Annotated in this window: 24 protein-coding genes; 8 read left to right on the plus strand and 16 right to left on the minus strand. The window is 67.6% G+C overall.

Features of this window, described 5'->3' with window-relative positions; genetic code table 11:
- The first annotated feature begins 30 nt into the window (after positions 1-30).
- The 3 genes from AC1DSZ_RS16875 to AC1DSZ_RS16885 are packed head-to-tail and all read left to right on the plus strand — an operon-like array spanning position 31 to position 3619.
- Positions 31-909, plus strand: a complete 879-nt coding sequence (locus AC1DSZ_RS16875) for a CheR family methyltransferase (protein ID WP_476839509.1) — start codon at positions 31-33, stop codon at positions 907-909.
- Entirely contained in the window at positions 906-2021 is a 1116-nt protein-coding gene (locus AC1DSZ_RS16880; RefSeq protein ID WP_476839510.1) for a protein-glutamate methylesterase/protein-glutamine glutaminase, read from the plus strand. Before AC1DSZ_RS16875 ends, AC1DSZ_RS16880 begins: the two co-directional genes overlap by 4 nt.
- Positions 2018-3619, plus strand: coding sequence for a coiled-coil domain-containing protein (locus tag AC1DSZ_RS16885; protein ID WP_476839511.1), 1602 nt, complete (start codon positions 2018-2020; stop codon positions 3617-3619). The genes AC1DSZ_RS16880 and AC1DSZ_RS16885 overlap by 4 nt, the downstream gene beginning before the upstream one ends.
- A 4-nt stretch (positions 3620-3623) precedes the next feature.
- Here AC1DSZ_RS16885 and AC1DSZ_RS16890 read toward each other — a convergent pair whose 3' ends face one another.
- From AC1DSZ_RS16890 to AC1DSZ_RS16935, 10 genes are all read right to left on the minus strand, one after another.
- Positions 3624-5726, minus strand: a complete 2103-nt coding sequence (locus tag AC1DSZ_RS16890; protein ID WP_476839512.1) for a methyl-accepting chemotaxis protein — start codon at positions 5724-5726, stop codon at positions 3624-3626.
- Positions 5723-6826: a TRAP transporter substrate-binding protein gene (locus AC1DSZ_RS16895; RefSeq protein ID WP_476839513.1), complete on the minus strand. Its 1104-nt coding sequence runs from the start codon at positions 6824-6826 to the stop codon at positions 5723-5725. The genes AC1DSZ_RS16890 and AC1DSZ_RS16895 overlap by 4 nt, the downstream gene beginning before the upstream one ends.
- 161 nt (positions 6827-6987) lie before the next feature.
- A complete protein-coding gene (locus AC1DSZ_RS16900; protein WP_476839514.1) occupies positions 6988-8094 on the minus strand; it encodes a mandelate racemase/muconate lactonizing enzyme family protein in 1107 nt (368 codons plus the stop codon).
- Positions 8095-8126: 32 nt separating this feature from the next.
- On the minus strand, positions 8127-9140 hold the full coding sequence (locus AC1DSZ_RS16905) for a Gfo/Idh/MocA family protein (protein WP_476839515.1): 1014 nt from the start codon (positions 9138-9140) through the stop codon (positions 8127-8129).
- 18 nt (positions 9141-9158) lie between these two features.
- Positions 9159-10043 carry a sugar phosphate isomerase/epimerase family protein gene (locus AC1DSZ_RS16910; protein ID WP_476839516.1) on the minus strand — a complete coding sequence of 295 codons (885 nt, stop codon included), beginning with the start codon at positions 10041-10043 and terminating at the stop codon, positions 9159-9161.
- 2 nt (positions 10044-10045) lie between these two features.
- On the minus strand, positions 10046-10882 hold the full coding sequence (locus tag AC1DSZ_RS16915; RefSeq protein WP_188518537.1) for a carbohydrate ABC transporter permease: 837 nt from the start codon (positions 10880-10882) through the stop codon (positions 10046-10048).
- Positions 10879-11763, minus strand: a complete 885-nt coding sequence (locus tag AC1DSZ_RS16920) for a carbohydrate ABC transporter permease (RefSeq protein ID WP_476839517.1) — start codon at positions 11761-11763, stop codon at positions 10879-10881. The genes AC1DSZ_RS16915 and AC1DSZ_RS16920 overlap by 4 nt, the downstream gene beginning before the upstream one ends.
- A 72-nt stretch (positions 11764-11835) precedes the next feature.
- Positions 11836-13116 (minus strand): ABC transporter substrate-binding protein, encoded by a 1281-nt coding sequence (locus AC1DSZ_RS16925; protein ID WP_476839518.1) that lies wholly within the window; start codon positions 13114-13116, stop codon positions 11836-11838.
- Entirely contained in the window at positions 13091-14083 is a 993-nt protein-coding gene (locus AC1DSZ_RS16930; RefSeq protein WP_476839519.1) for an alpha/beta hydrolase, read from the minus strand. The genes AC1DSZ_RS16925 and AC1DSZ_RS16930 overlap by 26 nt, the downstream gene beginning before the upstream one ends.
- Complete coding sequence (locus AC1DSZ_RS16935) at positions 14080-14745, minus strand: GntR family transcriptional regulator (protein ID WP_476839520.1); 666 nt, start codon at positions 14743-14745, stop codon at positions 14080-14082. The genes AC1DSZ_RS16930 and AC1DSZ_RS16935 overlap by 4 nt, the downstream gene beginning before the upstream one ends.
- A gap of 167 nt (positions 14746-14912) precedes the next feature.
- On the opposite strand from AC1DSZ_RS16935, the gene AC1DSZ_RS16940 reads away from it, so the two are divergent.
- The 3 genes from AC1DSZ_RS16940 to AC1DSZ_RS16950 are packed head-to-tail and all read left to right on the plus strand — an operon-like array spanning position 14913 to position 17574.
- Complete coding sequence (locus tag AC1DSZ_RS16940) at positions 14913-15611, plus strand: hypothetical protein (protein ID WP_476839521.1); 699 nt, start codon at positions 14913-14915, stop codon at positions 15609-15611.
- A gap of 32 nt (positions 15612-15643) precedes the next feature.
- A complete protein-coding gene (locus tag AC1DSZ_RS16945; protein ID WP_476839522.1) occupies positions 15644-16690 on the plus strand; it encodes a LacI family DNA-binding transcriptional regulator in 1047 nt (348 codons plus the stop codon).
- A gap of 56 nt (positions 16691-16746) precedes the next feature.
- Positions 16747-17574, plus strand: coding sequence for a shikimate dehydrogenase family protein (locus tag AC1DSZ_RS16950; protein ID WP_476839523.1), 828 nt, complete (start codon positions 16747-16749; stop codon positions 17572-17574).
- A gap of 15 nt (positions 17575-17589) precedes the next feature.
- Here AC1DSZ_RS16950 and AC1DSZ_RS16955 read toward each other — a convergent pair whose 3' ends face one another.
- The 5 genes from AC1DSZ_RS16955 to AC1DSZ_RS16975 form a co-directional block, all read right to left on the minus strand.
- On the minus strand, positions 17590-18381 hold the full coding sequence (locus tag AC1DSZ_RS16955) for an enoyl-CoA hydratase/isomerase family protein (protein ID WP_476839524.1): 792 nt from the start codon (positions 18379-18381) through the stop codon (positions 17590-17592).
- A gap of 25 nt (positions 18382-18406) precedes the next feature.
- Positions 18407-19246: an ABC transporter ATP-binding protein gene (locus tag AC1DSZ_RS16960; protein ID WP_476839525.1), complete on the minus strand. Its 840-nt coding sequence runs from the start codon at positions 19244-19246 to the stop codon at positions 18407-18409.
- Between the two features lie 10 nt (positions 19247-19256).
- Positions 19257-19760, minus strand: coding sequence for a MaoC/PaaZ C-terminal domain-containing protein (locus AC1DSZ_RS16965; protein WP_476839526.1), 504 nt, complete (start codon positions 19758-19760; stop codon positions 19257-19259).
- A gap of 42 nt (positions 19761-19802) precedes the next feature.
- Entirely contained in the window at positions 19803-20837 is a 1035-nt protein-coding gene (locus tag AC1DSZ_RS16970; RefSeq protein WP_476839527.1) for an ABC transporter substrate-binding protein, read from the minus strand.
- 64 nt (positions 20838-20901) lie between these two features.
- Positions 20902-21765, minus strand: coding sequence for an ABC transporter permease (locus AC1DSZ_RS16975; protein ID WP_476839528.1), 864 nt, complete (start codon positions 21763-21765; stop codon positions 20902-20904).
- Positions 21766-21931: 166 nt separating this feature from the next.
- Between AC1DSZ_RS16975 and AC1DSZ_RS16980 the strand changes: the two genes are divergently transcribed.
- On the plus strand, positions 21932-23491 hold the full coding sequence (locus AC1DSZ_RS16980) for an acyl CoA:acetate/3-ketoacid CoA transferase (protein ID WP_476839529.1): 1560 nt from the start codon (positions 21932-21934) through the stop codon (positions 23489-23491).
- Here AC1DSZ_RS16980 and AC1DSZ_RS16985 read toward each other — a convergent pair.
- Positions 23476-23601, minus strand: coding sequence for a hypothetical protein (locus AC1DSZ_RS16985; protein ID WP_476839530.1), 126 nt, complete (start codon positions 23599-23601; stop codon positions 23476-23478). The two genes, AC1DSZ_RS16980 and AC1DSZ_RS16985, sit on opposite strands and share 16 nt — an antisense overlap.
- Positions 23602-23904: 303 nt before the next feature.
- On the opposite strand from AC1DSZ_RS16985, the gene AC1DSZ_RS16990 reads away from it, so the two are divergent.
- A complete protein-coding gene (locus tag AC1DSZ_RS16990; protein ID WP_476839531.1) occupies positions 23905-26712 on the plus strand; it encodes a hypothetical protein in 2808 nt (935 codons plus the stop codon).
- The last annotated feature ends 55 nt before the right edge of the window (positions 26713-26767 follow it).

Raw genomic sequence — 26767 nt, forward strand, 5'->3', positions numbered from 1 at the left:
CCCTCGCTCGCGCTGAAGGCCGCCTGAGCCATGGTGGAGGATCATCTCACCGACGCCCAGTTCCGGCGCATCGCGAGCCTGGTGGAAAACCACACGGGCATCCGCGTGCCGGCCTCCAAGCGCATCATGGTGGAGGCCCGCCTGCGCAAGCGCGTGCGGGCGCTCGGCCTGCCGGACCTGTCCGCCTACGCGGCGCTGCTGGCCGGCGACGCGCCGGAGGCCGAGTTCCCGCATTTCATCGACTGCATGACCACCAACAAGACCGACTTCTTCCGCGAGCCGGTGCATTTCGACGTGCTCCGCGACAGCGTGGCGCCCGACCTCCTGCGGCGCGACCCCAAGCGTCCCCTGACGCTGTGGAGCGCCGCGTGCTCCACCGGCGCCGAGCCCTACACGATCGCGATGGTGCTGGACGCGATGGCCCGCGAGGCGCCGTTCCGCCACCGCATCCTCGCCACCGACATCTCCACCGACGTGCTGGCCCAGGCCCGGCGCGCCGTGTTCCCGCTCGACATGGCGGCCCCGATCCCTCCGGAGATGCGCAGGCGCTACGTGCTGACCTCGCTCGATCCCGCCCGGGCGGAGTTCCGCATCGCTCCCGAATTGCGGGCCCGCGTGGCGTTTGGCCACCTCAACCTGATGGACGGGCAATACAGCGTCGAGACCGACATCGACGTCATCTTCTGCCGCAACGTGCTGATCTACTTCGACCGCGACGTGCAGCACGCCGTGCTGACGCGCCTCGTCTCGCACCTGCGGCCCGGCGGCTACCTGTTTCTCGGGCACTCGGAATCGATGGCTGGCGTCGGCCTGTCCGTGCGCCAGGTGCTGCCGACCGTCTACCAGAAGGCGGCCGCGCCCAAGCGCCTCGCCGCCGGAACCGCATTCCCCAGGACCGCAGCCGCATGACCCCTCCCCCGAAGATCCGCGTCCTGATCGTCGATGACAGCGCGTCCGTCCGGCAAACGCTGACCGGCATCTTCGAAGGCGCGCCCGACATCGTCGTGATGGGCGCCGCCTCCGATCCTTTCGCGGCGGTGCGGCGGATGCAGGACGAGATGCCCGACGTGCTCATCCTGGACATCGAGATGCCGCGCATGGACGGCCTGACCTTCCTGCGCAAGATCGTCGCCCAGCGACCCATCCCGGTGATCATCTGCTCGACGCTGACGGAGGAGGGGTCGCAGACCCTGCTCGACGCGCTGGAAGCCGGCGCGTTCGACATTCTCCCGAAACCCCGCGTGGAAACGCGGCGCTTCCTGCAGGACTCGCGCGCCCACATCTGGGACGTGGTGCGGGCGGCCGCCCAGTCGAAAGCCGGCGCGGCCCGCCGACGGCTCGCCGCGGCCGCCTCCCCGGTCGAGGCCAAGCTCACCGCCGACGCCATGTTGCCCGCGCCGGCCCAGCGCCGCGCGCTGGCGGCCACCACCGAAAAAGTCGTGTGCATCGGCGCCTCGACGGGCGGCACGGAATCGCTGCGCGAAGTTCTGCAGGCGCTTCCGGTGGATTGCCCGGGCATCGTCATCACCCAGCACATGCCGGAGAAGTTCACCGCCGCATTCGCGCGCCGGCTGGACGGGCTCTGCCAGATCGACGTGAAGGAAGCCGAGGACGGCGACGCCGTGCTGCCGGGCCGGGCGCTGATCGCGCCGGGCAACCGGCACACGCTGCTCAACCGCAGCGGCGCGCGCTACTTCGTGAACGTCAAGGACGGGCCGCTGGTGTCCCGCCACCGGCCATCCGTCGACGTGCTGTTTCGCTCGGCCGCCCAGTATGCGGGCGCGAACGCGCTGGGGGTGATCATGACCGGCATGGGCGACGACGGCGCCCGCGGGCTCCTGGAAATGCGCAAGGCCGGCGCGCTGACGGTGGCGCAGGACGAGGCGACCTGCGTGGTGTTCGGCATGCCCAAGGAAGCGATCGCCCGGGGGGCTGCCGCCAAGGTGCTGCCGCTCGGCCTGCTTGCTCCCGAAATCATCAGCGTGCGTCGGCACGCGCCCGTTCTGGAGAGCATGGCGTGATCGCTTCCGCTGAAAATCCCCGCTTCGCCGTCGAGAACGCCGCAATCGCGGTGCGCACCGGCGCCGGGCTCATCGAGGGCCGCTTCCTGGCGGTCGGAAGCGCGCTGGACGAGGCGCTCGCGATCGTGGGCTCGCTCACCGAGCGCGTCGCCGCGATCCCGGCCGATCTCAACAACGAAAGCATGATGCAGGCGTCCGAGACGCTGTGGCGCATCGCGTCCGAGATGTCGGCGGTGTGCGACGCCCTGCCCATCGAGCGGGCGGCGCTGGACGGCGTCAAGGCGAGCCTGGACCGCATGCATGCGCCTCTGGACCGGCTCGTGACCAGCATTCGCACGCTCGCCATCCTGGCGCGCAGCTCGCGGATCGAGGCCGCCTACCTGTCGAACAATCGCTACAACTTCGTCGAGTTCGCGGACGAAATCGTGGAGTTGGCCGCTGGCGCCCAAGGCGGCGTCAACGCTCACGCGCGCAGCTACGCCGCAATTTCCCGGCAGGTCGCCGAAGCGCGCGACTCGCAAAGGCGCTTCGAAGCCGAGCGGGGCCAGGACCTGCGCGGGAGCGTGCTGGAGTTGCAGGCCGCGTTCGACGCGATCGAGACGCGCCAGCATGACGCCGTCCGGGTCTCGGCCAAGGTGGCCGAGAACAGCGCCCGCATCGGCGACGTCGTCGGGGACGTGATCATGTCGCTGCAGGCCGGCGACAGCACGCGCCAGCGCCTCGAACACATCGAGGAAGGGCTGACCAACGCGGCCGAGGACGACGACGGGCTCGCGGCCACATGCGCGCTCGAAGGCGCGCAGCTCTCTCACGCGCTCGTCGATTTCGACGCCGCCGTCACGACCACGCGCGCCTCGCTGGCGTCCATCGGATCCAACGCCGACGCCATCGTGGCGCTCGGCCGATCGCTGATCAACGCCGACTCGGCCGAGACCCTGCACGAGCGCCTGAGCGCCAAGTTGTCGGCCGTGCGCGCCCTGATCCTGGAATGCGAAAGCGCCCGGCTGGGCGTCGACGGCGTCATGCGGACGCTGGCCGGCGCGCTGGCGGAATTCCGCGACCGCATGGAGACGCTGAACGCGATCAGCTTCTCGATCACCACGGTGGGCATGAACGCCGCCATCAAGTCCGCCCGCCTCGGCGGCGAGGGACGCGCCCTTGCGGTGATCTCGCAGGACCTCAGGCACTACGCCGGGCAGATCGTCCGCGATACGCGCGAACTCATGGACGTGTTCCAGGCCGTGCTGGACTGCAGCATGCAACTGGAGACCGCGCGGTCGCGCCAGAATTCGGGCCGCTTGGGCCAGGCCGAAACCGACATCGCCGCCATGATGCAGACGCTCGGCCGCAACGAGGCCACGCTGACGGCGGCGTTGCGGCTGTTCGCCGATGGCGGCTCCCGGCTGGAGCAGGTGCTGGGCGAAGCCGACCACGCCTTCGCGGCCCTGGAATACGACATGACCCCGGTCCAGGAGGCCGCAGCCAGCCTCGCGGTTTATGGCCGAGGCGCGAAGCTTGGCCGCGCGGCGGCGAGCGGCCGCTACACCATGGAGAGCGAACGCCGAATCCACCAGGCCTTACGGGCCGCCGGCGCTTAGCGCGTTAGGCCGCCGTCAGCTTGCGCATGAACTGGTCGGTCTCGGTGACAAGCCCGTTGGCCTCGTTCAGCAGGCGCCGGATGGTGGCGTTCATCTCGTCCACCGAGGCGTTGATGAGTTCCGAGCGGCCGGCGATCATCCCCACCGCGCCCGAAACGTCGGACGTGGTTGTGGCGGCGGCCCGGATGGTGCTCGTGATCGAAGCGGCCGAATGATCCTGCTGGCTCACGGCCAGTTCGACCTGCTCGGCCTCGGCCTTCATGTCGATGATGATCGTGTTCATCGCCGCGATGCTGTCCGTGGCCTGCGCGGAGGCGGTCTGGATCGCCTGGACCTGCTTGGCGATCGCCTCGGTGGACCGGCTCGTCTGGGCGGCGAGCGCCTTCACCTCGTTGGCCACCACCGCGAAGCCCCGGCCCGCCTCGCCGGCGCGGGCTGATTCGATCGCGGCGTTCAGCGCCAGGAGATTGGTCTGACCGGCGAGTTCGCCGATCATGTCCACCACGGCCGAGACCTGCGACGCCGACTGGTCGAGCGCGGTCATCACCTGCGTGGCCACGCGGGAGCGCTCCGACGCGAGGTCCGCCATGTGGGCCGCGCGCCGCGCGCGTTGCGCCACGCCCTTCACGGACGCGGAGAGCTGCTCGGCGCTGCCAGCCACCACCTCGACGGTCGATGACGTGCCCTCGGCCGAGCCCCGCACCACTTTGGCCTGGAGCACGGCCTCGGACGCCGCCGACGCCATCACCTTGGACTCGCCATCCGCCGCCTCGGCGGCCTTCTTGACGCGCGCCGCGCTGGCCTTGACCGACCGCTCGAAGCTGACCGCGAGATCGTGCAGTTCCGCCTTGTAGCGCAGCACGAGATCCTGCTGCCGCTTCAGCTCGGTGATGTCCTTGCGCATGCCCACCGATCCGCCCGTGACGGTCCGGCGTTCGGTCGCCAGCACCCAGCGCCCGTCCGGCAACAGGCGCTCGAACGAGCCCTTGGAGCTCTTGCGCCACGACACCATCTGCTCGACGAACGCCTCGATGTCCTCGCCCGCCTGGGGGTATTGCCCGACCTCGGCCCCCTTGCGCATCACCTCCTCGAAGGTCGCGCCGGGCACGAGGAACTGGGCGCTCGCCGAATAAAGGTCTTTGTAGTTCTGGTTGCAGATCACCATGCGGTCGCGCGTGTCCCACATCACGAACCCGTCCGACATGGCCTCGATGGCGTCGGTGAGGAGGCCAGATAGTTGCGCTTCCCGCCGCAGCGCGGTGATCACCCCGAAGGCGAACAGGACGAGAAAGGCCTCTGCGCCTACCGCGCCAAGGATGATGTGGCGGTTATCGAGCATGGCCTCGCGCAGCACGAGGTCCGGGTTGATGATCGCGAACAGCCGGTAGCCGTTGTAGAGGGCGTTGCCGCCCCACTCCCAGTCGGAGCCCTCCTTGCCGCTGAACGCACCGATACGGGTCTCGTCGTGCGGGAAGCTGGCGGCGAGCTGGCCGGCGGCGTCACGAAGCTCGAAGCGCACGCCCGGGTCGGCCGCAAGATTGGCGAGCGGACCGGTGATCATGGCGAGCGGAACCTCCGCGACCGCGAAGGCCTCGGGCAGGTCCGGCAGCGTGATGCGGCGCGCCAGATACATGGACCATTCGCCCGTGAGCGGGTTCTTGAGCGGCCCGTGGAGATGCGCCGCGCCTGGCGCGACGCCCGCTCCGAGGGTCTTCAGCGGGAACGCCGCCCGGCGGGAGCCGGCGCGGGCCGAGGCCCAGACCACGCCGTCCGGCCGCACCACCAGCAGGTCGCGATGCAGCGGGCTCTGGAAACTCAGGAGCTCGAGCATGCGCGACGCGGCCGCGCCGGACCGCATGTCGGAGGCCAAGCCGAGAATGCCGGGAACGCTCGCGAGCGTGCGGTCGACCTGCACGAATTGCCCGTTGACGATGCCGTCGGCCGCCCGGCCGACCCGGTCGAGACCTTCCCGCGACGAGCGATCCGCGTCCGCGACCGTCTTGATCACCACCGTGGCGGCGCCTCCCGCGATCACGAGCATCAGCACCACCGTGCAGAACACGACGGCGGCCTGGGACCAGCGGCGACCTCCGAGAAAGCTGCTCATGGGCGCGTGAGCGGCCCCGCCGCGGCCGCAGGGTTCGCGACGGCAGCCTTCTGTGGCCGGGGATTGCTCCAGATGCTGGCGCAGCCGTCGCCGCAGCGCTGGATCCAATGCGGCAGCACCGAGCTCTGGAGCACGGCCCCACGCAGCCGCTCATCCTCGGCCGAACTTGGAACGAGCTGCATGGCCCGGCGCTGCTCCGGCGGGCAGGAACTCCTGCCGATGTTGCAGTCGATCCCCCGCACCGTGTCGGCTTCGGCGGCGTCCCAGATCCGCTTTTCCAGTCCGGAGAGCCCCTTCTCGATGGCGCCCTGAATGTCCGGCGGAAGCGCCTGCCATGCCGCCTCATTGGCGGCGAAGATGGAAAGTCCCCAGTTGATCGCCATGGGAGACAAATGGGTCGCGATCGCCGCGAGCCCGTTCTCGTTGCCGCTGAGCGTGCCCGTGACGGCGCAATCCACCACGCCCTTACGGATCGCCGGAACAATCTCGCCGAAGGGTGTGACGACGGTTTTCGCCCCGAGGGCTTCGAACAGGTCCGACTGCGTGACCGACGACGTCCGGATGGTGCGGCCCTTGAGGTCACCGAAACCGCTGAAGGGCTTGGCGCAATACAGCACCTGGGCCGGATAGGCGTAGACGGCGAGAAGCTTGACGCCGTAGCGCTCCGACAGGATGGCGGTGAGGTGGTTCCGGTCGGCGGCGACGTTCTGGCGAAGCGTGGACAGGTCCGGGTTGAAGCCCGCGAGGTCCACGGCGTTTATTTCCGGGTCCTCGGCCTCGGCGACGCTCAGCACCACCGTGCCGAAGGGCGCAACGCCGAGGCGGATGAGTTGCAGCATGTCCTGCGCCCGCATGCCGCTGGCGTCGAAGGGAGCAATGCTCGCGCTGGCGCGGCCGCCCGACAGCACATCGAACTCGCTGCGCCAGAAAGGCTCTTCGAGGCTGCGGTACTGGTTGACGCCGCTCAGGCCCCCGATGACCTTCAGCTTCAGGTGCTCAGCCCTCGCCGGGCCGGGAAGCATCGTCGAACCCGCGACGGCGGCGAAACAGGCGAAGCCCCAGCACGCCAGCTTGAGGCCTTTCAGATGACGAATAGGCATCGCAGCTCGTGATCCCCCACGAAAAACATTCCGGCCCAGAGGCTCTCATGGCCGTGGCGATCAGCGGCTAAGCACGAGTGCTAAGCCAGATTTGCAACCTATGGTTTAAGGGTCCCTGAATGACGGTTGTATTTGGGCTGTTGTAGATACGAATGCCGCGCTCAGAGCTCGTCGTGCTCGCGCACGAAGTCCATGTCGGGCGTGAGGCCGAGGCCAGGCCCCTCCGGGACCGCCATGAACCCGTCCACCGGGACCGAAGCATTCTTGAACAATGCGGCCGTGATGCCTTCGAACATCAGCAACCGCTCGAGCATGAACGTGTTCGGCACGGCGGCCGCGAGCGGCAGGTGAATGTTTTCCATCGCGTGCGGCGCGAACTTCACGTTCCAGGCCTGCGTCAGCGCGGCGCATTTCAGCATTTCGGTGTAGCCGCCCGCGCGGGCGCCATCCACCTGCACGATGTCGGCCGCCTCGGCCAGCAGGAGGTCGCGGACGCCGAACCGCGTGTATTCGTGCTCGCCGGTCGCCAGCGGAATGTCCGTCCCGCGCCGGAACCGGGCGAGGCCCGGGATGTCGTCGGCGAACACCGGCTCCTCGAACAGCGTGATGTCGTATTCACGGATCCGGTTCGCGAGCTGGATCGCGGTTGCGGCGTCGAAGCAGTTGTTGGCGTCGACCAGCAGGCGGATATCGGGGCCCACCGCCTCGCGCACCTTGCGGACGCGCTCGACATCGCGGCCAAGGCTCTGGCCGCCGTTGAATCCAACTTTGAACTTGATGGCGCTAAACCCGCGCGCCACCATGGTTTTCATCTCGTCGACGAGTTGGTCGTCGTCATAGGACGTCCAGCCGCCGCTCGCATAGACAGGGACGCGCGTCCGGTCGCCGCCCAGCAGGCGCGAAAGCGGCAGGCCGACGATCTTGCCCTTCAGGTCCCACAGCGCGATGTCGATCGCGCTCAGGGCGCAGAACATCAGGCCCTTGCGGCCGATGCCGCGCAGGTAGTGGAACAGCTCCTGCCAGATCGCCTCCGTCTGCAGCGGGTCGCGCCCGATGAGCTTGGGCGCCATATTGCGGCGGATGACCTCCCGCGTCGCCTCGCCGCCAACCTCGTGGTAGGTGACGCCGATCCCCTCCAGCCCCTGGTCGGTGGTGATCCGCACCAGAAGAAATCCGATCGTCTCGACCTTGCGGGTCGCGTCGGCGAGCCCCGCCGGCGCTTGCGCCGAGACGAGGTGGACGTCGATCCTGCTGATCTTGTGGTCCATGGCGCCGCTCCGTGCTGCTTCGTTGTGGGGGATCACCGGGAGGCCGGCTGGTCGAGGCCGAGCGCCTGCTCCATCAGCGCCATCGCGCGGGCGCCGTCCGCCGCGTCCGGCGCCGACACGGCCTCGCCGCGGGCCGCGCGAACGAAGTCGCCGAGCAGGGCGTGATAGCCCTTGTGGTCCTCGTTTGCCGCGGCGGTGAGGTTCGGCTCCCAGACCAGCGTGTCCTCGCCGTCGACCAGCGAGGCCGAGCCGACCGACGCCTTGAAGGGGGGGTGCCGGAAATAGCGGACCTCATGGACGTTGCGCACCTCGACGCGTTTGTGGTCGCCCATCACCTGCCACCATTCCATGGGCGTGCCGCGGGACTGGTGGGTCCCCAGCACGAGCGTGCCGATGCCCCCGCTCGCGAAGCGAAAGTCCACGTGCAGCAGCAGCTTGCCCGGCGAAAGCTCGTGGCGCCGCGACGAAATAGCCGCGACCTCTCCCATCAGGTGCGGGACAAGATCGAAATAATGAACGCAGTGGTGCAGGTAGAAGCCGGTGTAGTCGACGTCGCCGGCGAAATAGGTCGGCGCCGTCATGTACTCGCCGAGGAAGCTGGCCCGCGGCCCGAAATCGTCCCCATGCAGCACGTTGGCGGCGATGCGGTTGGCGGTGGAATACCGCTTCATGAAGCCGAGCACGACCGGGACGCCCCTGGCCCTGGCGGCGTCGGCCAACTCCTGCGCCTGGCGCGCCGTGGGAGCCGGCGGTTTCTCGATGAACACCGGCAGGCCGCGCGCGATCGCGGCGAGGCCGATCTCGTGGTGCAGGGCCGGCCCGACCGCCATCCCGACGGCGTCGATGTCGCCCCGGGCGAGCAGCGCGCGCCAGTCCGGCGTCCGGTCCGCCTCGGCCACGCCGAAGCGGCGTCCGGCCAAGGCCAGGCGCTCGGGCAAGACGTCGCACAGCGCCTGAAGCACGACGTCGTGCCGGGTGAGCTGGGGAAGCAGCATCTCGGACGCGTGCGTGCCGCAGCCGATCCAGCCAATGCGAAGCGAGGTCATTGAGGCTCTCCGGGCAGGTCAGGCGGTCGCGCGCGCAAAGGCGAGCGTTGCGGCGAGATAAGCGATGCTGGCGGTGAGCGGCGCGTCCTCGTCTGCGGTGGGCGCGCGCCACTGCGCCAGCGTCACGCCGGCGGCTTCATCGGAGCGGCGGAACGGCTCCAGCACGATCGGGCCGCGATAGTCGACGTCGCGGATGGCGCGGGCCACCGAGGCCCAATCGATGTGGCCGGCGCCCACGAAACCGCGATTGTTCTCGTTGGCCTGGAAATGGACGAGCCGCGACCCGGTGCGCCGAATGGCGTCCGCGATGTCGAACTCCTCCATGTTCATGTGGAAGGTGTCGAGCATCACGCCCACGGCCGGGTTGTCGACGCGCTCCACGAGCTCCAGCGCATGCCGGGCCGTGTTGCAGACATCCGTCTCGAAGCGGTTCAGCGGCTCGACGCCCAGCAGAACGCCAGCGTCGGCGGCGCGGCGCCCGGCGATGGCCAGCCCCTTCACCACGGCGTCGATGCGGCGACGACGCTCGTCCGCGTCGACGGGAGCCGGCGCGCGCCCGGCGAACACCATGGGGGCGCCATAGAGCGGGCCGCCCACGATGCCGGCGCCGAGCTTGCCGGCGATCTCCACAGTCTGTTCCAGATAGGCGACGCCGGCGGCGTGCGCGGCCGGCTCGGCGCTTGCGAGGTCGCGCGTCAGGTTCACGCGGGCGGCCAGAACGCAGGAGAGGCCGGCGTCCGCGATGGCGGCGCGCGTTTCGGCAAGGTCGAGTTCGCCCGGCTCGGGCACCAGCAGCTCGACGACGTCGGCCCCTGCCCGCTTCATGCGCGCGAAGGTCGGGAAATGCTCGCGGGTGAACGGCCGCGCATAGAACATCGAGATGACGCCGATGGGGTTGGTCATGGTCATGCCTTCACTGCGCCGGAGGTCAGTCCCCCCACGATGCGCCTTTGAACCAACAGGAAGAGGATGGCGACCGGCAGCGCGATCAGCGCCCCGCCCGCGGTGAGCAGGCCCCACTGGACCGTGAACTCGCCGATGAAGAGCTGCAGCGCGACCGTGACCGGACGCACGGTCTGCCCCGACAGCATCATGGCGAAGAGATATTCGTTCCAGGAGGTGATGAAGACGTAGATCGCGGTGGTCACCAGCCCGGGCATCACCAGCGGCAGGATCACGAGGCGGATCGTCTGCAGCCGGCTGGCCCCGTCGATGGTCGCCGCCTCGTCGAGCTCGCGCGGGATCGCGTTGAAGTAGCTCACCAGCATCCAGATCGAGAACGGGATCGAGAAGGTGGAATGCCCGATGATCACGCCGATAAAGGTGTCGATCAGGCCGAGATTTCGCATCAGCACGAAAAGCGGAATGATCAGCAGCACGATCGGAAACATGTTGATGACCAGGAACCCGGTCATCAGCAAGCGCCTGCCGCCGAAGCGAAAACGCGAAAACGCATAGGCGGCGGGCACGCTCGTGACGAGGCCGACCAGCACGGCCCCGCAGGCGATGATGAAGCTGTTCAGGAGGTTGCCCGCAAAGCTCGTGCGCTGCAGCAGCATAGCGTAGTGCTCGAGCGTGAAGCGGCTCGGCCAATAGCGCACCGGGAACACGGACAGGTCCGAGGTGGGCTTCACCGAGGTGAGCAGCATCCACAGAAACGGGGCGAGCGCGAAGGCCAGGATCGCCAGCACGGGGATCTCGACCAGGAGAATGCGCTTGCGGGCGGAAAGGCGGCGGCTCATGCGTCGAGCTCCCTGGCCTGCCGGGTCACGTAGAGCCAGACGATGGCGAGCAGCAGCACCGTGAGCAGCAGCGCCAGCGCGGCCGCGGAGCCGAACTCCATGCCGCTATAGGCGCGCAGGAAGGCGTAGAGCGGCAGCGTGTGCGTGGCGTAGCCCGGCCCGCCGCCGGTCATCACAAGAATGACGTCGAGCGAGTTCGCCACCCAGATGATGCGCAGCAGCACGGCCGTGGCGACGATGCCGGCGATGCCGGGCGCGGTGATGTGGACGAACTGCCGGAACGCCGTGGCGCCGTCGATCTCGGCGGCCTCGTAGAGCTCGCGCGGCACGGTCTGGAGGCCGGCGAGGATCATCACGGCGAAGAAGGGGAAGCCCTGCCAGACGAGCGCCAGCATGACGCAGCCGAGCGCCGTCGCCGGGCTGGCGAGCCACGGGAAAGGCTGCGCAATCACGCCCATGCGGATCAGGAGGTCGTTGAGGACGCCAGTGTTATAGTCGTAGATCCAGGTCCACATCAGGCCGATGATCACGCTGGGCAGCGCCCAGGGGATGATCACCAGCGCCCGGGCAATGCCGCGCCACCAGAAGCTCTGATTGAGCAGCAGCGCGGTGGCGAGCCCCAGCACGAGCTGGGCGAACACGATGCCGCCCACCCACACGGCCGAATGGCCGAGCGAAATCCAGAAGACCTCGTCCCGCAAGGCCGCCGCGTAGTTGCGGAAGCCGACGAAGCGCGCGTCGTCCGGCGCATAGAGGATGTAGTCCTGCACGCTGTACCAGACCGTCTGAACGACCGGGTACAGGATCACCAGCGCGGTCAGCACCAGCGCGGGCAGCAGGAAGCCGTAGGGTGTCGCGGCGCGCACCGTGGCGTGGTTCATCGTTGTGTCCCGGGGGGCGTCGGCCGGGCGCGCACGGTGCGTCCCGGCCGGCATCGCGCTGGTGGTGATGCGTCAGCCGTTGAAGAGCTGGTCGACGGCCTTCATCAGGTCGTCGGGATTGATCTCGCCGGTCAGCGCGCGCTGCATGTTGGTGGGCAGGACGCGTCCTACGAAGTCGGGCGTCTTCACGCTGTCGGGCAGCGTGCGGGCGATCGGGAGCGAGGCGAAGCTGGCGTCGACGAAGCGCTTGGGGTGCCCCGTCCAGCTCTTCACGCCCGAGGTCGTGATCGGCAGCTGCCCGCTGAGCTTGGCTTGCTCGACATTTCCCTCGCCCGACGACAGGAACGAAATCCAGCGGAACGCCGCCTCCTTGTTCTTGCTGGCCGAGAAGATGGCGTTGGATTCGTCGCCGAAATAGGTCCAGCCGCCGCCGTCCGCGGCGCGCGGAAGCGGAACCGCCGAGGCCTTGTCGCCGAGCGCGCCAACGACTTCGGCGGCCGACCCGATGTGGTGGATCGTCATGGCGGTGCGCCCTGCCTTGAAGCTGTCGACGATCTGGCGGAACGCGTCCGTGGGAGCCGAAGGCGGGACCACCTTGTGCTTGGTCGCCAGCTCGATGAACCAGCGGTTGGCGGCCAGCGCCTTTTCAGTCAGCAACCCGCCCTTTTCGAAGCTGCCGCCGCCGCCGAGCACGAAGGGGCCCCAGTTGTCGTGGGCTCCCGCGCCGCCGCGCATGCCGTAGCCGAACATCCCGTCCTTGGTCAGCGCCTTCGCGGCGCCGAGGAACTCGTCGAAGGTCTTGGGCGGCTGCAGGCCGGCCTGCTCGAACAGGTCCTGCCGGTAGTAGAGATAGATCACCACGTAGTGGAGCGGCATGTAGTACTGCTTGCCGTCCGGAGCGCGGTTCAGCTTCCAGACGTCATCGGAGATGTCCGACTTGGCGTCCCACTTGGCCAGCATCCCGTCCAGCGGCTCCAGCGCCTTCATCTGGGCGAAGCGCGACAGGTATGACAGGCGCACCATGGCGCAATCCGGCTGGTTGCCGGCCACCACGGACGAGAACATCCGGTTGATGTAATCGGTGCCGCCGCCCCACGGGATGGCCTCGGCCTGGATCTTGATGCCGGGGTTCGCGGCCTCGAACCGCGACACCAGCGCGGCCGGCGTGTTCTGCGGATTGTCGTAGTGATACCACCAGCGGACGGTGGTCTGCGCCTGCGCGAGCGCGGGCCGCGCGAGTCCGCCGGCCAGCGCCGACGCGCCTGCGAGCTGCAGGAACGTCCTGCGGCCGAGCGCGCCGCTCGTGGTGGGCTTCAGCGTGGATCCGTCAGGTCCCTTGGTCCCCTTGGTCATCGGCCCTCTCCTCCCTGTTCTGGTTTTTTGTGGTCTTTGTCGCGAGCGCGCCGGCGAGCATGTCGCCTGCGGCCGTGATGATGGCCTGCGCCGGCGGCAGCCTGCGGCTCATGCGCAGGCAGCCATGGACGACGCCGGGAACGTGGTCGTAGCGGAAGCTGACGCCGGCCTCGGCCAGCCGGACGGCCAGGCGGCTCGTGTCGTCGCGCAGCGGATCCAGCCCGGCCGCCGCGAGATAGAGCGGCGGCAGCCCCGCGAGATCGGCTTCCAGCGGCGCGGCCTCGGGCGGCGGCGCGTCGAAGGCGTCGGCCAGGTAGTTGCGCCAGTACCAGCGCATGTTGACCGAGGTGAGCAGGTAGCCCTCGCCGAAGGCGTGGTGGCTCGGCGTATCGAAGATCGGCGCGTAGCAGCCGTAGAACAGCGCCGCCGCGGCGGGCAGACTGTGGCCCGCATCACGCAGGCGCATCATGGCCGCCAACGCCAGCGTCGCGCCGGCCGAATCCCCGGCGAGCGCCCAGCGCTCCGCCGCGACGGCGCGGCCAAGGCCGCCCTCCCGCACGAAGGCGATCGCCGCCATGCAGTCGTCCAGCGGCGCCGGAAAGGGATGCTCGGGCGCAAGGCGATAGTCGAAGCCGAACACGGCGCATCCCGACGCGACCGCGAGCTCGCGCATGGCGCCGTCATGCGTATCGATCGAGCCGAAGGTCCAGCCGCCGCCATGCACGAAGATGATGACGGGCAGCCCCTCGACCGCCGCCGGACGATAGAGCCGCGCCCGCATGGGGAACGGGCCCGGCACGGTCAGCTCCGTCACGTCCATCGCGGGCGCGCCGACGCTCCACGCCGCCGACGCCGCATCGCTCACCCGGCGCGCTTCGTCGATGGGCAATGTCTTTACGTCAACGGCGGGCAGAGCCCTGAACTCCGCAAGAATGGTCGCCATCTCGGGATGGATGAAGGGTGTCACGCCGTGGTCTCCGTTGGGGCGGCATCGCCGAGCAGCACGATGGTGTCGATGTGCTGCCCCAGCGCCTGCGCCAGGCCCTCGCCGTCCCGGGCGCGCAGGCAGTCCATGAGCACGTCATGGCGGGTCACCGTGTCGACCAGCGGCCGCCGGTGGCCGGGCGCCCAAAGCTTGAAGCGGTGGGAGTGCATCATGCAGCGCACCAGGATCTGCTCCAGCGCGTCCAGCCCGGAGGCGCGGAAGATGGCGAGGTGAAAGTCCTTGTCGGCCTCGATGAGCCCGTACTCGTCCTGCTGGGCGGCGGCGTCGTCCATCGCGGCGCGGATGGGCAGGAGCGTCTCGATCAGCGCCGGGGTGGCGGCCGCGGCCGCCCGCCGCGCCCCGCGCGTCTCGATGGTCCGGCGCAGCACCAGCATTTCCTGCGCTTCGTCGGCGGTGAGCCGGGTCACCACCGTGCCGCGGCGCCCGCTGCGCGACACGAGGCCCTCCTCCTGCAACCGGAGCAGCGCCTCGCGCACGGTGCCTTGGCTGGCGCCGATCTCGCGGGCGAGGCCGAGCTCCGTCAGCACGGTCTCGGGCTCCAGCTCGTTGAGCATGATGCGCCGCTTGACGTGGTTGTAGGCCACGTCGGCCGGTCGCATCAGTTTCAGCGCGGGAGCAAGCATATCATTATCGATAATGCGGGCGATCGCGGGCGTCAACGCTCTTGGTCACCCACCCGCTGCTGCCGTGGCGCAAGGGATGTAACGTTGCGAAAGACGCCCAAAATCCATTCACAGCAAGCGTGCAAGCGGTTACAGTTCTGCACAAGTGAGGCACGGAGTTTTGCGCAATGGCGATGGCAGGACGAGGCGTACTGGCGATCTGGAACGGGATCGCGCCGGAAGCGGAATCGGACTTCGTGGCCTGGCATGTGCGCGAGCACATCCCCGAGCGCGTCAGCCTCCCGGGCTTCCTGCGCGGCCGGCGCTATGCCTCGCAGGACGCGTCTCCGGCCTACTTCAACTTCTACGAGACAGAGGGTGCGGACGCGCTGACGTCGGACGCCTACAAGGCCCGCCTAAACGCGCCTTCGGACTGGACCAGGCAGGTCGTCCGCCACTTCACCGACACCTCGCGGACGGTTTGCGACGTCGCGATGAGCATGGGGGTCGGCAAGGCTGGCTGGATCGAGACGTTCCGGATCTCCGGTCCGGTTCCGGCCGACTTTGGCGATGCGGCCTCAGGCATCCTCCAGTCAGCGATGCATCAGCCCGGGATCGTGGCCGTCCATCTGCTCCAGGGCGAGCACCAGGCGAGCCGCAGCGACTCGGCCGAAAAAGCCATGCGCGCCCAGCCGGACGAGGTGGTGGACTGGATCGCGCTGGTCGAAGCTGTCGACCGGGCCGCGCTGGAATTCATGCGGCCGGCGCTCGACGTCGCGGAGCGCCTGCGCAAAGCCGGCGCGGCCGGAACGGTGAGGAGCGGGATCTACCAGTTGCAGTATAGCTTGACGCATGCCGAGATGCTGGCTCAACCAGGGCAGCGTTGAGGCGAGACGGCGCGCTGAACCGGGGGACAGGAATGAGCGTGGTCGAAGGCCGCAAGCGGCACCCCGGCAGCGTCGGCCTGCGCGACGTGGCGAAGCTCGCGGGCGTCTCCACCGCGACGGTCTCGCGGGCCATCAACAATCCGGACCTCGTCTCGCTCGAGCTGCGCCAGCGCATCTCCGCCACCATCGAGCAACTCGGCTGGGTGCCGGACGGCGCCGCCAAGGCGCTGGCGACGCGCCGCTCCTATGCGATCGGGGCCGTGTTCCCGACGCTGGCGACCGGCGATTTCGCGCGCGCCACCAACGCCGTGCAAAAGGAGCTGCAGGGCCTCGGCTACACGCTCCTGCTCGCCTGTTCGGAATACGACGCCTTGCAGGAGCTGGCGCAGGTCAAGAAATTCGCCGAGCGCGGCGTCGACGGGCTGATCCTGGTGGGCCGCGCCCATCACCCGGACCTGTATCGCTTCCTGGACAAGCATCGCATGCCGCACGTCTTCAGCTTTGTGCATGACGGGCAGGACGAGGGTGTCTGCATCGGCCCCGACAACCGCAAGGCCATGGCGGGCCTCACCAACTACCTGATCGAGCTCGGCCATCGCATCATTGCGGTGCTGGCCCAATCCGTAGAAAACAACGACCGCGCGGAGGCCCGCCTCAACGGCATCCGCGACGCGCTCGCAATCCAGGGCATCGCGGTGCGGCCCCAGCACATGGCGGTGGGTCGCTGGACCATCGAGGAGGGTCGCGAGATGTTCGGCGCCGTGTGGGACACGACGCCCCGCCCCACCGCGATCGTGTGCGGCAACGCCCACCTGGCGGTCGGCGCCATGATCGAGGCGCTGGCGCGCGGCGTAGATGTTCCGGGCGAGGTCTCGATCGTGAGCTATGACGACATCGACATCATGTCCCACCTGCCCGTCACCGTGACGGCGCTGCGCGTCCCCAGCGACGAGGTGGGCCGCAACGCCGCGCGCTCGGTGGTCGGAATGGTCGAGCAGCGGCCTTTGCCGGTCGTGTACGAGCATGTGCCGGAGCTGGTGATCCGCGGTTCTTCCGGGCCGCCTCCCCGCTCGGCTTGAGACAGCCCCCAATCCGGCAAGCTTGTCAGAATCATGTAACCGGCTACATTGCCCTGATGAGCACTTCTGCGCCTCGTCCCGACCGGCCGTTAATCACGGGCGCGACGCGCCTCTACGCCATCGTGGGCGACCCGATCGCGCAGGCGAAATCGCCGGCCGTCTACAATGCGCTGCTAGCCGCGGCCGGCCGAAACGCCGTGCTGGTGCCCTGGCGGCTATCGACGGAGAATTTCGAGGCCGGGATGCGCGGGCTGCTGTGCGCCGGCAATGTGGACGGGCTCGTCTTCACTTACCCGCACAAGCAGGCCGCCCTCCCGTTCGCCGACATCGTGCATCCGCGCGCCCGGCAGGTGGGCGCCACGAACGCGTTGCGCCGACGGCAGGATGGCCGGTGGGAAGCCGACATGTTCGACGGCGTCGGCCTCGTCCGCGCCCTGGAGGGCGTCAGGACTCCACCGCTCGGCCAGACGGTCTGGCTGATCGGCGCGGGCGGCGCAGGCGGCGCGATCGCGTTTGCGCTGGCGGAGGCGGGCGCGAGCCGGATCCATCTCACGGACGCTGAGGCCGGCAAAGCCGCAGCCATCGCCGGCGCGGTCGCGGAGGCCTTCCCGGGCGTCGCCATCGAAACCACAGCTCCGCCGCTGGACGCCATCTCGATCCTGATCAATGCGACGCCGGTTGGCCTGTCGGACGCCGATGGGCTACCGATCGCAATCGAAGGCCCGCTGCCCGCATCGCTCACCGTGGTGGACATCGTGCCTCGCGAGACGACGCGGCTTCTGGAACTGGCGCGCGCCAGCGGCTGCCGCACCGTGGGTGGAACCGCCATGGTCGCCGGGCAGGCCGCGGCCGTGCTGGACTATTTCGCCGAGACGGCGGCCTGAACCTGGCCCGTCGTTTCAGCGGCCGCTGAACACAGGCGGCCGCTTGTCGAAAAATGCGCGCATGCCTTCGCGCAAATCGTCGGAATCGAAGATCGCCTGCTGGGACACCGTCGAGAGGCTGAGCGCCGCGTCCAGCGGTTCGTCCAACGCCGCATCCACGAGTTGCTTGCCGAGCCGGTTCGACAAGGGCCCGCGTTCGGCGATCACGCCCGCCCAGGCCCTTGCGGCGTCCAGCGCGGATCCCTCGCGCGCAACGCGGTTGACGACGCCCCATGCGAGCGCCTGCTCGGCGTCGATCACCTCTCCGGTGAAAAGCATTTCCTTGGCCCGCGCGGGACCGACCAGCCGCGCCAGCCGCACCGAGCCGCTGCCCGCGAGGCCGCCGAGGCGGCACTCCGTCACGCCCAGCGCGATCCCCACGCGGGCGACCCGCAGGTCGCAGGCGAGCGCCAGCTCCAGCCCGCCGCCCAGCGCTGGTCCGTCCAGCGCCGCGATGGTGGGCGCCGGCAGCCGGGCCAGCCGCCGCAGCACCATGTCCTCGAAGAGGATCTTCTCCTCGCTGGCGCTCTCGCGCAGATGGGCGAATTCCTTGATGTCGCTCCCGGCGCAAAAGGCCCGGCCGCTTCCGCCATGCAGGATCACGCAACGCACCTGCGCATCCCCGGCCAAAGTCGCGAGCGCGGCGTTGAGCGAGCGCAGCAGCGGCTTCGTCACCAAGTTGAGAGGTCCGGCCCGCAACGCGATCTCGGCGACCGCGCCGGATCGGGTGAGCTCCACCGCGGCTTCCGAAGGATCCTGCGCCGTCACGACCACCCTCCCCTGCGCGACCTTGTCACGCCGGCTCCTTGGCGGCTCCGGGCGCGACGCCGTGCAACACGCCGAGCCGAGCGAAGTGCCGGTGAATGCGGTCGACATAGCGAGTGAACTCAGGCGCGTCGCCGAGCACCAGCGGCCGCGGCCGCGGCAGCGTCACCTCGATGTCGTCGATCACCTCGCCGGGGCTCGGGCTCATCACGAGAATGCGGTCGGAAAGGCCCACCGCCTCCTCGACGCTGTGCGTGATGAACAGCACCGTCGGGCGGCGCCGCAGCCAGAGCTCCTCCAGATCGGCGCGGACCTGAAGCCGCGTCAGCGCGTCCAGCGCGCCGAAAGGCTCGTCCATCAGGATCACGGCGGGGTCGTGCACGAGCGTGCGGATCAGCGACACGCGCTGGCGCATGCCGCCGGAAAGCTGCGACGGATATTTGTTCATCGCATGCTCGAGCTTCAGCTGCGCGAACAAGTCGCGCGCCCGTTTCTCGAGCGGCTGGCGCGGCAGGCCACGGATGTCCGCATGCAGCATCACGTTCTCGAAAGCGGTGCGGAACTCCAGCAGAAGGTGGTCCTGAAAGGCGATTCCTACATCGGTGATCGGCTTCACCACCGGGCGGCCGTCGACCACGACCTCGCCCGAGCTCGGCTTGAGCAGGCCAGCGGCAATGAGCATGAGCGTGCTCTTGCCGCAGCCCGAGGCGCCGACCACCGACACGAAGGCCCCCGCGTCGATGGAGACGTTCAGCGGCTTCAGCGCCTGGAACGGCTTGCCCGAGTGCTCGCCGAACACTTTCGAGACGTTGCGGATGCCGATCGGAACACCCGACTGCTCCGGCAGGGACAAGGCGGCGGCGCTCATGGGAGCCTCATCAAACGGCGACGGTGTCGGGATCGCCGCGCGACGCCGCGACGGCCTCGAGCGGCGTCTTGGACAGGAGAAGCGCCTTGCGACCCTTCTGCACCACGACGCCGTCCTGGTTCACCAGCTCCACCGCGAAGGTCGCGATGGCCTGGTTGGGACGCGAACGGCTGTCCCGGATCTCGATGATCCAGTAATTCACGAAGATCGTGTCGCCGATGAAGATCGGCCCCGCGAACGACCAGTCCGAAATGCCCAGGAAGGCGATGGCCGTCTCCCTGAGCTCGCCGGTCCTGGCCCACATCAGGCCATGCGCGTAAGCGAGGCCCAGCATGCCGTGCGCGACCCGGCGACCGAACTGGCTGGCGCGGCCATAGACCTCGCTCGTGTGCAGCTCGGAGAAGTCGCCGGTCAGGCCCGCGAAGGCCATCAGGTCGGCCTCTCCGATCGTGCGGCCGGGGCTGCGGAACCGCATCCCGACGTGAAGGTCCTCGAAGCGATAGCCAGTCGGCATTCCGGGTCTCCGTTCGCGGTTCAAACGCTCAGGCGCGCCTGCTCACTTGCAGGGGCGCATGTCCTTGTCCGCGGGCAGGAACGCGTTGGTGTAGTAGCTCTTGGGATCCTGCCCGGCGGGCAGCAGGCCGACCTCCGACAGGAGCGCCTGCGTCTTCTCCCACTGGCTGTCCTCGGCCTTGCCCAGGTACTTGGCGCCGCCGCTGCAGAACAACGGCGTGATAGCGGCGAGTTCACTGGCGGCGAGCTTGGCGTTCACCTCGGGAAACACGGTCTTGAGGTGCTGGACCGTCTTCTCGGGGTTGTCGATCGCGAAGCCCCAGCCCTTCAGGCTCGCGGCAACGAACTTCTTCACGACGTCCGGCTGCTCCTTGAGGAAGCTGTCGGCCACGAAGATCGAGGTGCTGACGGTCGGGACGCCGAAATCGGCGAAGCGGAAATTGTCCAACTCCGCGCCCTGGGCTTCGAGCTGGATCTGGTAGGCGTCCATCGAACCCAGGATCGCGTCGACCTGCCCCTGCAGCAAAGCCGGCACCATGGATGTCGGCGGCATGTTCAGGAGCGTCATGTCGGTCTCCTTCAGGCCGTTTGCCTTCAGGAAAAGCGGGAGCATCGTGGTCTGGGACGATCCGGCCGGGACGCCGACCTTCTTGCCCGCGAGCCCCTTCACGGAGGTCACGCCGGTCTTCTTCAGCGCCGACACCTCGTTGGGGTTGGACTGGTAGACGGTCGCGACCACCTTCATGGGCGCACCCTTGGCGATCAGCTGGCTGACCGCGACCGCGTCCGCATAGGCCACCTGCGCCCTGCCGTTGGCGACGAGCTGAGCCGTGTTGCCCGAGCCGTTGCCCTGCACCACGGTGACGTCGAGCCCCGCATCCTTGTAGTAGCCCTCGCCCACCGCGGCCGCGAAGCCCGCATTGGGGCCGCCCGCCGTCCAGTTGAGCTGGAAGGTCAGCTTCGTCTGGGCCGAGGCGGCCTGCGGCATCCACGCCGCCAGCGCCAGCGCGCCCGCGAGGGAAACGCCCTTCAGGCGCGAACGGCTGCCGGAATGCCGGCTCTTGATCGAAATCGTCATGTTTCGTCCTCCCTCGTCATCATTGTTGTTGTTGGGGCCGATGCGCCCGAGAGCGCGCCGGCATTCAATTGCGGCTGATCCGTTGCCAGGGGGTCAGGGCCCATTCGGCGAGTTCCACCGCGTAGTTGATGAGGATGCCGATCAGCGTCAGCACCACGAGCACCGCGAAGGTGAGTTGCAGGTCCATCGTGCTGGTGCCGCGCAGGAGCACGTAGCCGAGCCCCTCGTTGGCTCCCACGAACTCGGCCACGATGGCGGCCGTCGCCGCGATGGTGGCGGAGGTCTTGAGGCCCGCAAAGATCACCGGCAGCGCCGCCGGAAAGCGCAGGAACCGGAACGTCTGCCAGATGCTCGCGCCCATGGATTTCGTGAGGTAGAGCAGGCGCGTATCCAGGATCTGGAAGCCGCTGATGCTGGAGATCAGCAGCGGGAAGAAGGTCATCAGCGTGGTGAGCAGCACCTTGGATTCGATGCCGAAGCCCAGCCACACGAGAAACAGCGGCGCAACCGCGATCTTGGGAACGAGCTGCAGGAGCACGATCGGCGGGTAAAGCGTCTGCTTGGCGACCCGCGACAGCGCGATCACGAGCCCGAGCGGAATGGCCAGCACGATGGTGAGGCCAAACCCGAGCAGGATCTCGGTCAGCGTCACCTTGGCGTGTGTCCAGAGCAACGCCCGGTCGGCCACCAGCCTCTCGAACACCGAGTCGGGGCTGGGCAGCAGATAGGCCGGAATCTTGAAGAACCGTACGGCCGCCCACCAGCACGCGACGATCACCACGAAGGACAATGGCGGCAGGATGTTCCAGCCGATCGCGGCGGCGCGGCGCATCATCCGGCCCTGGCCGGGCGACGACGCCTGCACGGCGGGTGCGGACGCCACGGCATCGACCGTCCCGGGATCACGCGCGATGGGATTGGCGGCCATGTGTCCTCCCGTGATCGGACCCCGACGCTCCCCAGATCACCTCTGCGGCAGGTCCGGACGGCATGTCATTGTTGACTTGCTCGCTCAGTTATGTAACCGGTTACAAGAGAAAATGGTTCCCGTCAATACGCCTTGAGCGCCTTGCGACGCGCCCGGAGGACACGGCATGAAACTCGTCTCGGCCGAAGAAGCCGTCCAGCACATCCCCACCGGCGCACATGTGCTGGTCAGCGGGTCCGGCGGCGGCCACGCCGTCCCCGAGAAAGTGCTGGAGGCCCTGGAGGCGCGCTACCTCGAGAGCGGCGCGCCCGGCGCCCTGACGCTGATACACGTCGTCGGCATCGGCGACCGCATCGCCACCGGGGCGGCGCGTTTCCGGCACGAGGGCATGCTGAAACGCTCCATCACGAGCGCGCTGATCGATTCTCCGCCGCTGATCGCGCTCGCGACCGCAGACAAGATCGAGTCCTACACCCTGCCCCAGGGCGTGCTGTCGCAGATCATGCGCGACCTCGCGGCCGGGCGGCCCGGCCTTATCACTCGCACGGGACTCCATACCTTCATCGATCCCCGCCACGGCGGCGGCCGCCAGAGCCCGAGCGCGCGCGAGGACCTCGTCGAGCTGATGACGATCGACGGCAAGGAGTACCTCCGTTTCAAGCCCTTCCCGATCACGGTCGCGATCCTGCGCGGCACCACCGCGGACGAGGACGGCAACATCAGCATGGAGCAGGAGGCCATCTTCGGCGAGATGCTGGCCTCCGCCCAGGCGACCCGGCGCAATGGCGGCGTCGTCATCGTGCAGGTGAAGCGCATGGCCAAGAGCGGCGCGCTCCCGGCCAAGACGGTGAAGATTCCCGGCATTCTGGTGGACTACGTCGTGGTCGACCCCGCCCAGCGCCAGACCTACGCGACCGACTACAACCCCGCCTATGCGGGCGAGCTGAAGGTGCCGCTGCACGCCCTGAAGCGCCTGCCGTTCGACGTGCGCAAGATCGTGGCGCGCCGCGCCGCGATGGAAATCGTCCCCGGCGCGATCCTGAACCTGGGCGCGGGAATATCGACCGGCATCTCGGCGGTCTGCACCGAGGAGGCCATCCTCGACCAGATCGTGCTCACGAACGAGCAGGGCTTCATCGGCGGCGCGCCACTGACGGGCCCTGACTCGGGCGCGTCACAGAACTACGACGCCATCGTCGACCAGCCCGCCCAGTTCGACTTCTATGACGGCGGCGGGCTCGACGTGGCCTTCCTGTCCTTTGCGGAGGTCGATCCCGCCGGCAACGTCAACATCAGCCGCTTTGGCTCCAAGATCGTCGGCGTCGGCGGGTTCATCAACATCAGCCAGAACGCCCGCAAGGTGGTGTTCAGCGGCACGTTCACGTCCGGCGGCCTGGAGATCGCGGCCGGCGACGGCGCGCTGCGCATCGTCCAGGAGGGCCGGCACCGCAAGTTCGTGGAGCGCATTGAACAGGTCTGCTACAGCGCCCCCTTCGCGCAGAGCGAGGGCCGCGAGGCCCTGTTCGTCACCGAGCGCTGCGTATTCCGGGCTGTCGACGGCCAGCTCGAACTCGTCGAAATCGCGCCCGGGATCGATGTCGAAAAGCATATCCTATCCCTCATGGCGTTCCGCCCCCGGGTGGCCCCCCAGCTGCGCGAGATGGACGCCCGGCTGTTCCGCCCCGAACCCATGGGCCTCGCTGCCGGCCTTCACAAAGGCGGGTGAGGCGTCTTCGCGCCGCCCTTGGGACTTTGCGACGCCGCTTGCGTCATCGGCCAGGTCGCGCGCGAAGCCTGCATGCGGCGGATCTCGATCAGCCTGGTCTCGCCGTTCATTGGGCTGCTCTTTCTCACCATCGTGCCGTGGTTCTCGAGCGACATCCCGCCCGGGACGTGGCCGACGTGTAAGGGCTGTCCATGCGTAAGGGCCGCCTTGCTGGACCTGCCCTGCTTGGAGGCCGGGTCACCGGGCGATGCCGATCCGCATTGGCCACGAAGCAGACGGAAAGGACCAGGCAGTCAAGACATGTAATTAGAACGATTGGGCTATGCGAAACTTCGTAATTGTACGACTTGAAGTATTGCGGGGCAAATTCAGGAGATCATAATAAACTGAATCCGACAGCGATGAGGCTCGACATGGCTCTCTATAATCGTGCGGTCGCCAGCATCCCATTCCAAGATATTCTTACATCTACGATCCTAACCGGAGATGGCGTCGGATTAACGACAGTAAATCTAGCCCTGAGCGATGGATCTTTCCTTGAGCTCGATGGCGCCGGCCTCACCGTATTGGGCGGGAAACTCACGTCTGGAACGCTTACCGAGCTGCAGCACAAGAGCGGCGGCGTTACACTCGAAACACTGAGTGACGTCGACATTGCGGCGGCTGATTTTCAAGGCTTCTTGACGCCGGTCCCGAATGGATCCGGATTAATCGCTGATCTTTTGAATGCATCAGACGAACTCACCGGATCTCCGGGCAATGATAGTTTGGCCGGTTTTGCAAGCGACGATACGCTATATGGAAGAAGTGGTAATGATACGCTGGATGGCGGAAACGGATTTGATTATGCCAGTTATAAGTTCTCACTCGGAACGCTTAGTGTAAATGCGAATTTGATCACTGGCCTGGCGATTGACGCTGTCGGCGATACGGATCACTTGATCTCGATCGAAGGCCTGATCGGCAGCCGCAACTCCGATGTGCTGATCGGTGACGACGCTGACAACGTGTTCCGTGGGTATCAGGGGGCCGATCACATCGAAGGTGGCGCAGGGTTCGATACGCTTCAATTCATCAGCCGCAACGACGCCACCGATCCGGCATTGGCCGAGTATCTGGGAAGCGGCGGCTCGGTCGTAAACCTGGCGCTTGGAACTGCGAAAGACCAGTTTGGAAATATCGACACATTCACCAGCATTGAACGCGTGGAGGGCACGACCTTCGGGGACAGCTTCACCGGAAGCGGAGCAGACGAGGTCTTCGTCGGCTATGCGGGGCCGGACACGATCGATGGCGCAGGTGGCAAGGATCGCGTCAGTTACTCGAATGACGTCAATTTCGGCGGAAGTCTCCCCGTCATCGTCAATCTTTCGACGCAGGCGCTCGCACTCGGCGGGATTGTGTTGGCGGCGGGAACGGCTCGGGACAGTTTCGGCGCGATCGATACGCTCACAAACATCGAGAACGTCTCCAGCGGTGGGCAAAACGATACGCTCGTCGGGAACAATGGCGACAACGTCCTGGACGGACGTGGAGGCGCCGACGTCTATGTCGGTCTTCAGGGCAACGACACGCTGGTGGGCGGCGGCGGTGGTGGTAGTGGCGACGGTCCCGATACGGCTGACTACCATTTCGATGCGCAATTTGGAGGAACGTTCGGCATCCTGGTCAATCAGCGAGCCAATGTTTCGTCAGCGAACGGTGTTCCGCCCGATACGGTGATCGACGGCTTCGGCACGACGGACTCGATCGTGGGGATTCGCCACATCATAGCGACGGATTTCGCCGACGACATTCGCAGCGGCGGACGCGCGAACTACATCGACGCCCGCGCTGGCGCGGATTTTGTCGACGGTTTCGAAGACAACGACACTGTTGTTGGCGGCGCCGGCAACGACACGCTCGATGGCGGCGCGGATACCGATCGCGCCGTGTATTCCGGGGCGCTCGCAGATTACGCAGTGGGCTCCGGCGCCGCAGGCGAACTTCTGATCCAGGACGTTCGCGTAGGCTCACCAGACGGGCTGGATCTCACAAAGAATTTCGAGATCTACGTATTCGCCGACCAGGCCGTATCCAAGGCCGCCCTCTTGGCGGCAGGGCTGCCGACCTTCTCGGCCAACACCACCGGCGGCTTCAACTACTCGGTATCCCATGCCGACAACCCTGGCCTCGGATCCGGCGGCGTGGACACCCTCTACTTCACGGGCGATGGCCACATCGATCTACCGACCTCCATCGAAAACTTCGTGTATTCGGGTTTTGGTTCGGTCGACGTCACTGGCAACGACACATCGAACGCGATCGTCGGCGGCAACCAGGGCGACACGCTGTCGGGTGGCGGCGGCGATGACGTTCTCGTCGGATGGACCGGCGACGACGCCTTGGTGGGCGGCGACGGGAATGATCGGCTGTATGGAGGCCCTGGCGCCGACACGATGACGGGCGGAAAGGGCGATGACTTCTACCGTGTCGAGGACGCGGGCGACGTCGTCATCGAACTGACCGACCAAGGTTACGACCGGATCACGGCGTCGATCGGTAATTTCTCCGTTCAGATCGATGATCCCACCCATCCCGGTCTCAAATTGAGCTTCTCCGGCTACGCTCTGGATGCCGCTGTCGAGAGCTTGAGCTTAACAGGAAACAGCGGGCTGGATGCGGCCGGCAATAATCTGGACAATGGCCTGGTGGGAGACGCCAGCGCCAACATCATGCTCGGCAAGGGCGGCGATGATATGCTTGCCGGTAACGGCGGCGACGACTTTCTCGACGGTGGCGCCGGAAGAAACCGGCTCGACGGCGGCGGGGGAAACGACACGCTGCTGGGAGGATCCCTGCGAGACACGCTTTCGGGCGGAGCTGGCGACGACTGGATTGAGGGCCGCGGCGGCAATGACCTCGTCGGAGGCGGCGCCGGGTCCGACCTCTTCGTTTTTGCCGCCCCCTCGGCCGCGAACGTCACGCGCATCACCGATTTTGCGGCAGGCGACACCGTTGCGGTCCATGGCTCGGATTTCGGATTACCGGCTGGGCTCCTGGGGTCCGACCGTCTCGTCGACGGCGGACCGACGCTCGCGCAGGGCCAATTTGTCTACAAGGCGTCCGGCCTTGGCGGGTCGTTGATCTGGGACGCCGACGGCACAGGCTCAGGCTCGGGAATAGTCGTTGCGACCTTCGATCATGGCGCCTCCCTGGCTGGATCGTTCCTGGTCATCTAGGGCGGCGGACTGCTGCAATGCTCAGGAGAGAGGATGACCCCTAGTACATTTGGGG

The organism is Alsobacter sp. P4_H11, assembly GCF_056400925.1.

Excerpts from the sequence above, each read along its gene's own strand:
- AC1DSZ_RS16875 (WP_476839509.1), top strand. The coding sequence starts at position 31 with ATGGTGGAGGATCATCTCACCGACGCCCAGTTCCGGCGCATCGCGAGC.
- AC1DSZ_RS16880 (WP_476839510.1), top strand. The coding sequence starts at position 906 with ATGACCCCTCCCCCGAAGATCCGCGTCCTGATCGTCGATGACAGCGCG.
- AC1DSZ_RS16890 (WP_476839512.1), bottom strand. The coding sequence starts at position 5,726 with ATGAGCAGCTTTCTCGGAGGTCGCCGCTGGTCCCAGGCCGCCGTCGTG.
- AC1DSZ_RS16895 (WP_476839513.1), bottom strand. The coding sequence starts at position 6,826 with ATGCCTATTCGTCATCTGAAAGGCCTCAAGCTGGCGTGCTGGGGCTTC.
- AC1DSZ_RS16900 (WP_476839514.1), bottom strand. The coding sequence starts at position 8,094 with ATGGACCACAAGATCAGCAGGATCGACGTCCACCTCGTCTCGGCGCAA.
- AC1DSZ_RS16905 (WP_476839515.1), bottom strand. The coding sequence starts at position 9,140 with ATGACCTCGCTTCGCATTGGCTGGATCGGCTGCGGCACGCACGCGTCC.
- AC1DSZ_RS16910 (WP_476839516.1), bottom strand. The coding sequence starts at position 10,043 with ATGACCAACCCCATCGGCGTCATCTCGATGTTCTATGCGCGGCCGTTC.
- AC1DSZ_RS16915 (WP_188518537.1), bottom strand. The coding sequence starts at position 10,882 with ATGAGCCGCCGCCTTTCCGCCCGCAAGCGCATTCTCCTGGTCGAGATC.
- AC1DSZ_RS16920 (WP_476839517.1), bottom strand. The coding sequence starts at position 11,763 with ATGAACCACGCCACGGTGCGCGCCGCGACACCCTACGGCTTCCTGCTG.
- AC1DSZ_RS16925 (WP_476839518.1), bottom strand. The coding sequence starts at position 13,116 with ATGACCAAGGGGACCAAGGGACCTGACGGATCCACGCTGAAGCCCACC.
- AC1DSZ_RS16935 (WP_476839520.1), bottom strand. The coding sequence starts at position 14,745 with ATGCTTGCTCCCGCGCTGAAACTGATGCGACCGGCCGACGTGGCCTAC.
- AC1DSZ_RS16940 (WP_476839521.1), top strand. The coding sequence starts at position 14,913 with ATGGCGATGGCAGGACGAGGCGTACTGGCGATCTGGAACGGGATCGCG.
- AC1DSZ_RS16945 (WP_476839522.1), top strand. The coding sequence starts at position 15,644 with ATGAGCGTGGTCGAAGGCCGCAAGCGGCACCCCGGCAGCGTCGGCCTG.
- AC1DSZ_RS16950 (WP_476839523.1), top strand. The coding sequence starts at position 16,747 with ATGAGCACTTCTGCGCCTCGTCCCGACCGGCCGTTAATCACGGGCGCG.
- AC1DSZ_RS16960 (WP_476839525.1), bottom strand. The coding sequence starts at position 19,246 with ATGAGCGCCGCCGCCTTGTCCCTGCCGGAGCAGTCGGGTGTTCCGATC.
- AC1DSZ_RS16965 (WP_476839526.1), bottom strand. The coding sequence starts at position 19,760 with ATGCCGACTGGCTATCGCTTCGAGGACCTTCACGTCGGGATGCGGTTC.
- AC1DSZ_RS16970 (WP_476839527.1), bottom strand. The coding sequence starts at position 20,837 with ATGACGATTTCGATCAAGAGCCGGCATTCCGGCAGCCGTTCGCGCCTG.
- AC1DSZ_RS16975 (WP_476839528.1), bottom strand. The coding sequence starts at position 21,765 with ATGGCCGCCAATCCCATCGCGCGTGATCCCGGGACGGTCGATGCCGTG.
- AC1DSZ_RS16980 (WP_476839529.1), top strand. The coding sequence starts at position 21,932 with ATGAAACTCGTCTCGGCCGAAGAAGCCGTCCAGCACATCCCCACCGGC.
- AC1DSZ_RS16985 (WP_476839530.1), bottom strand. The coding sequence starts at position 23,601 with ATGAACGGCGAGACCAGGCTGATCGAGATCCGCCGCATGCAGGCTTCG.
- AC1DSZ_RS16990 (WP_476839531.1), top strand. The coding sequence starts at position 23,905 with ATGGCTCTCTATAATCGTGCGGTCGCCAGCATCCCATTCCAAGATATT.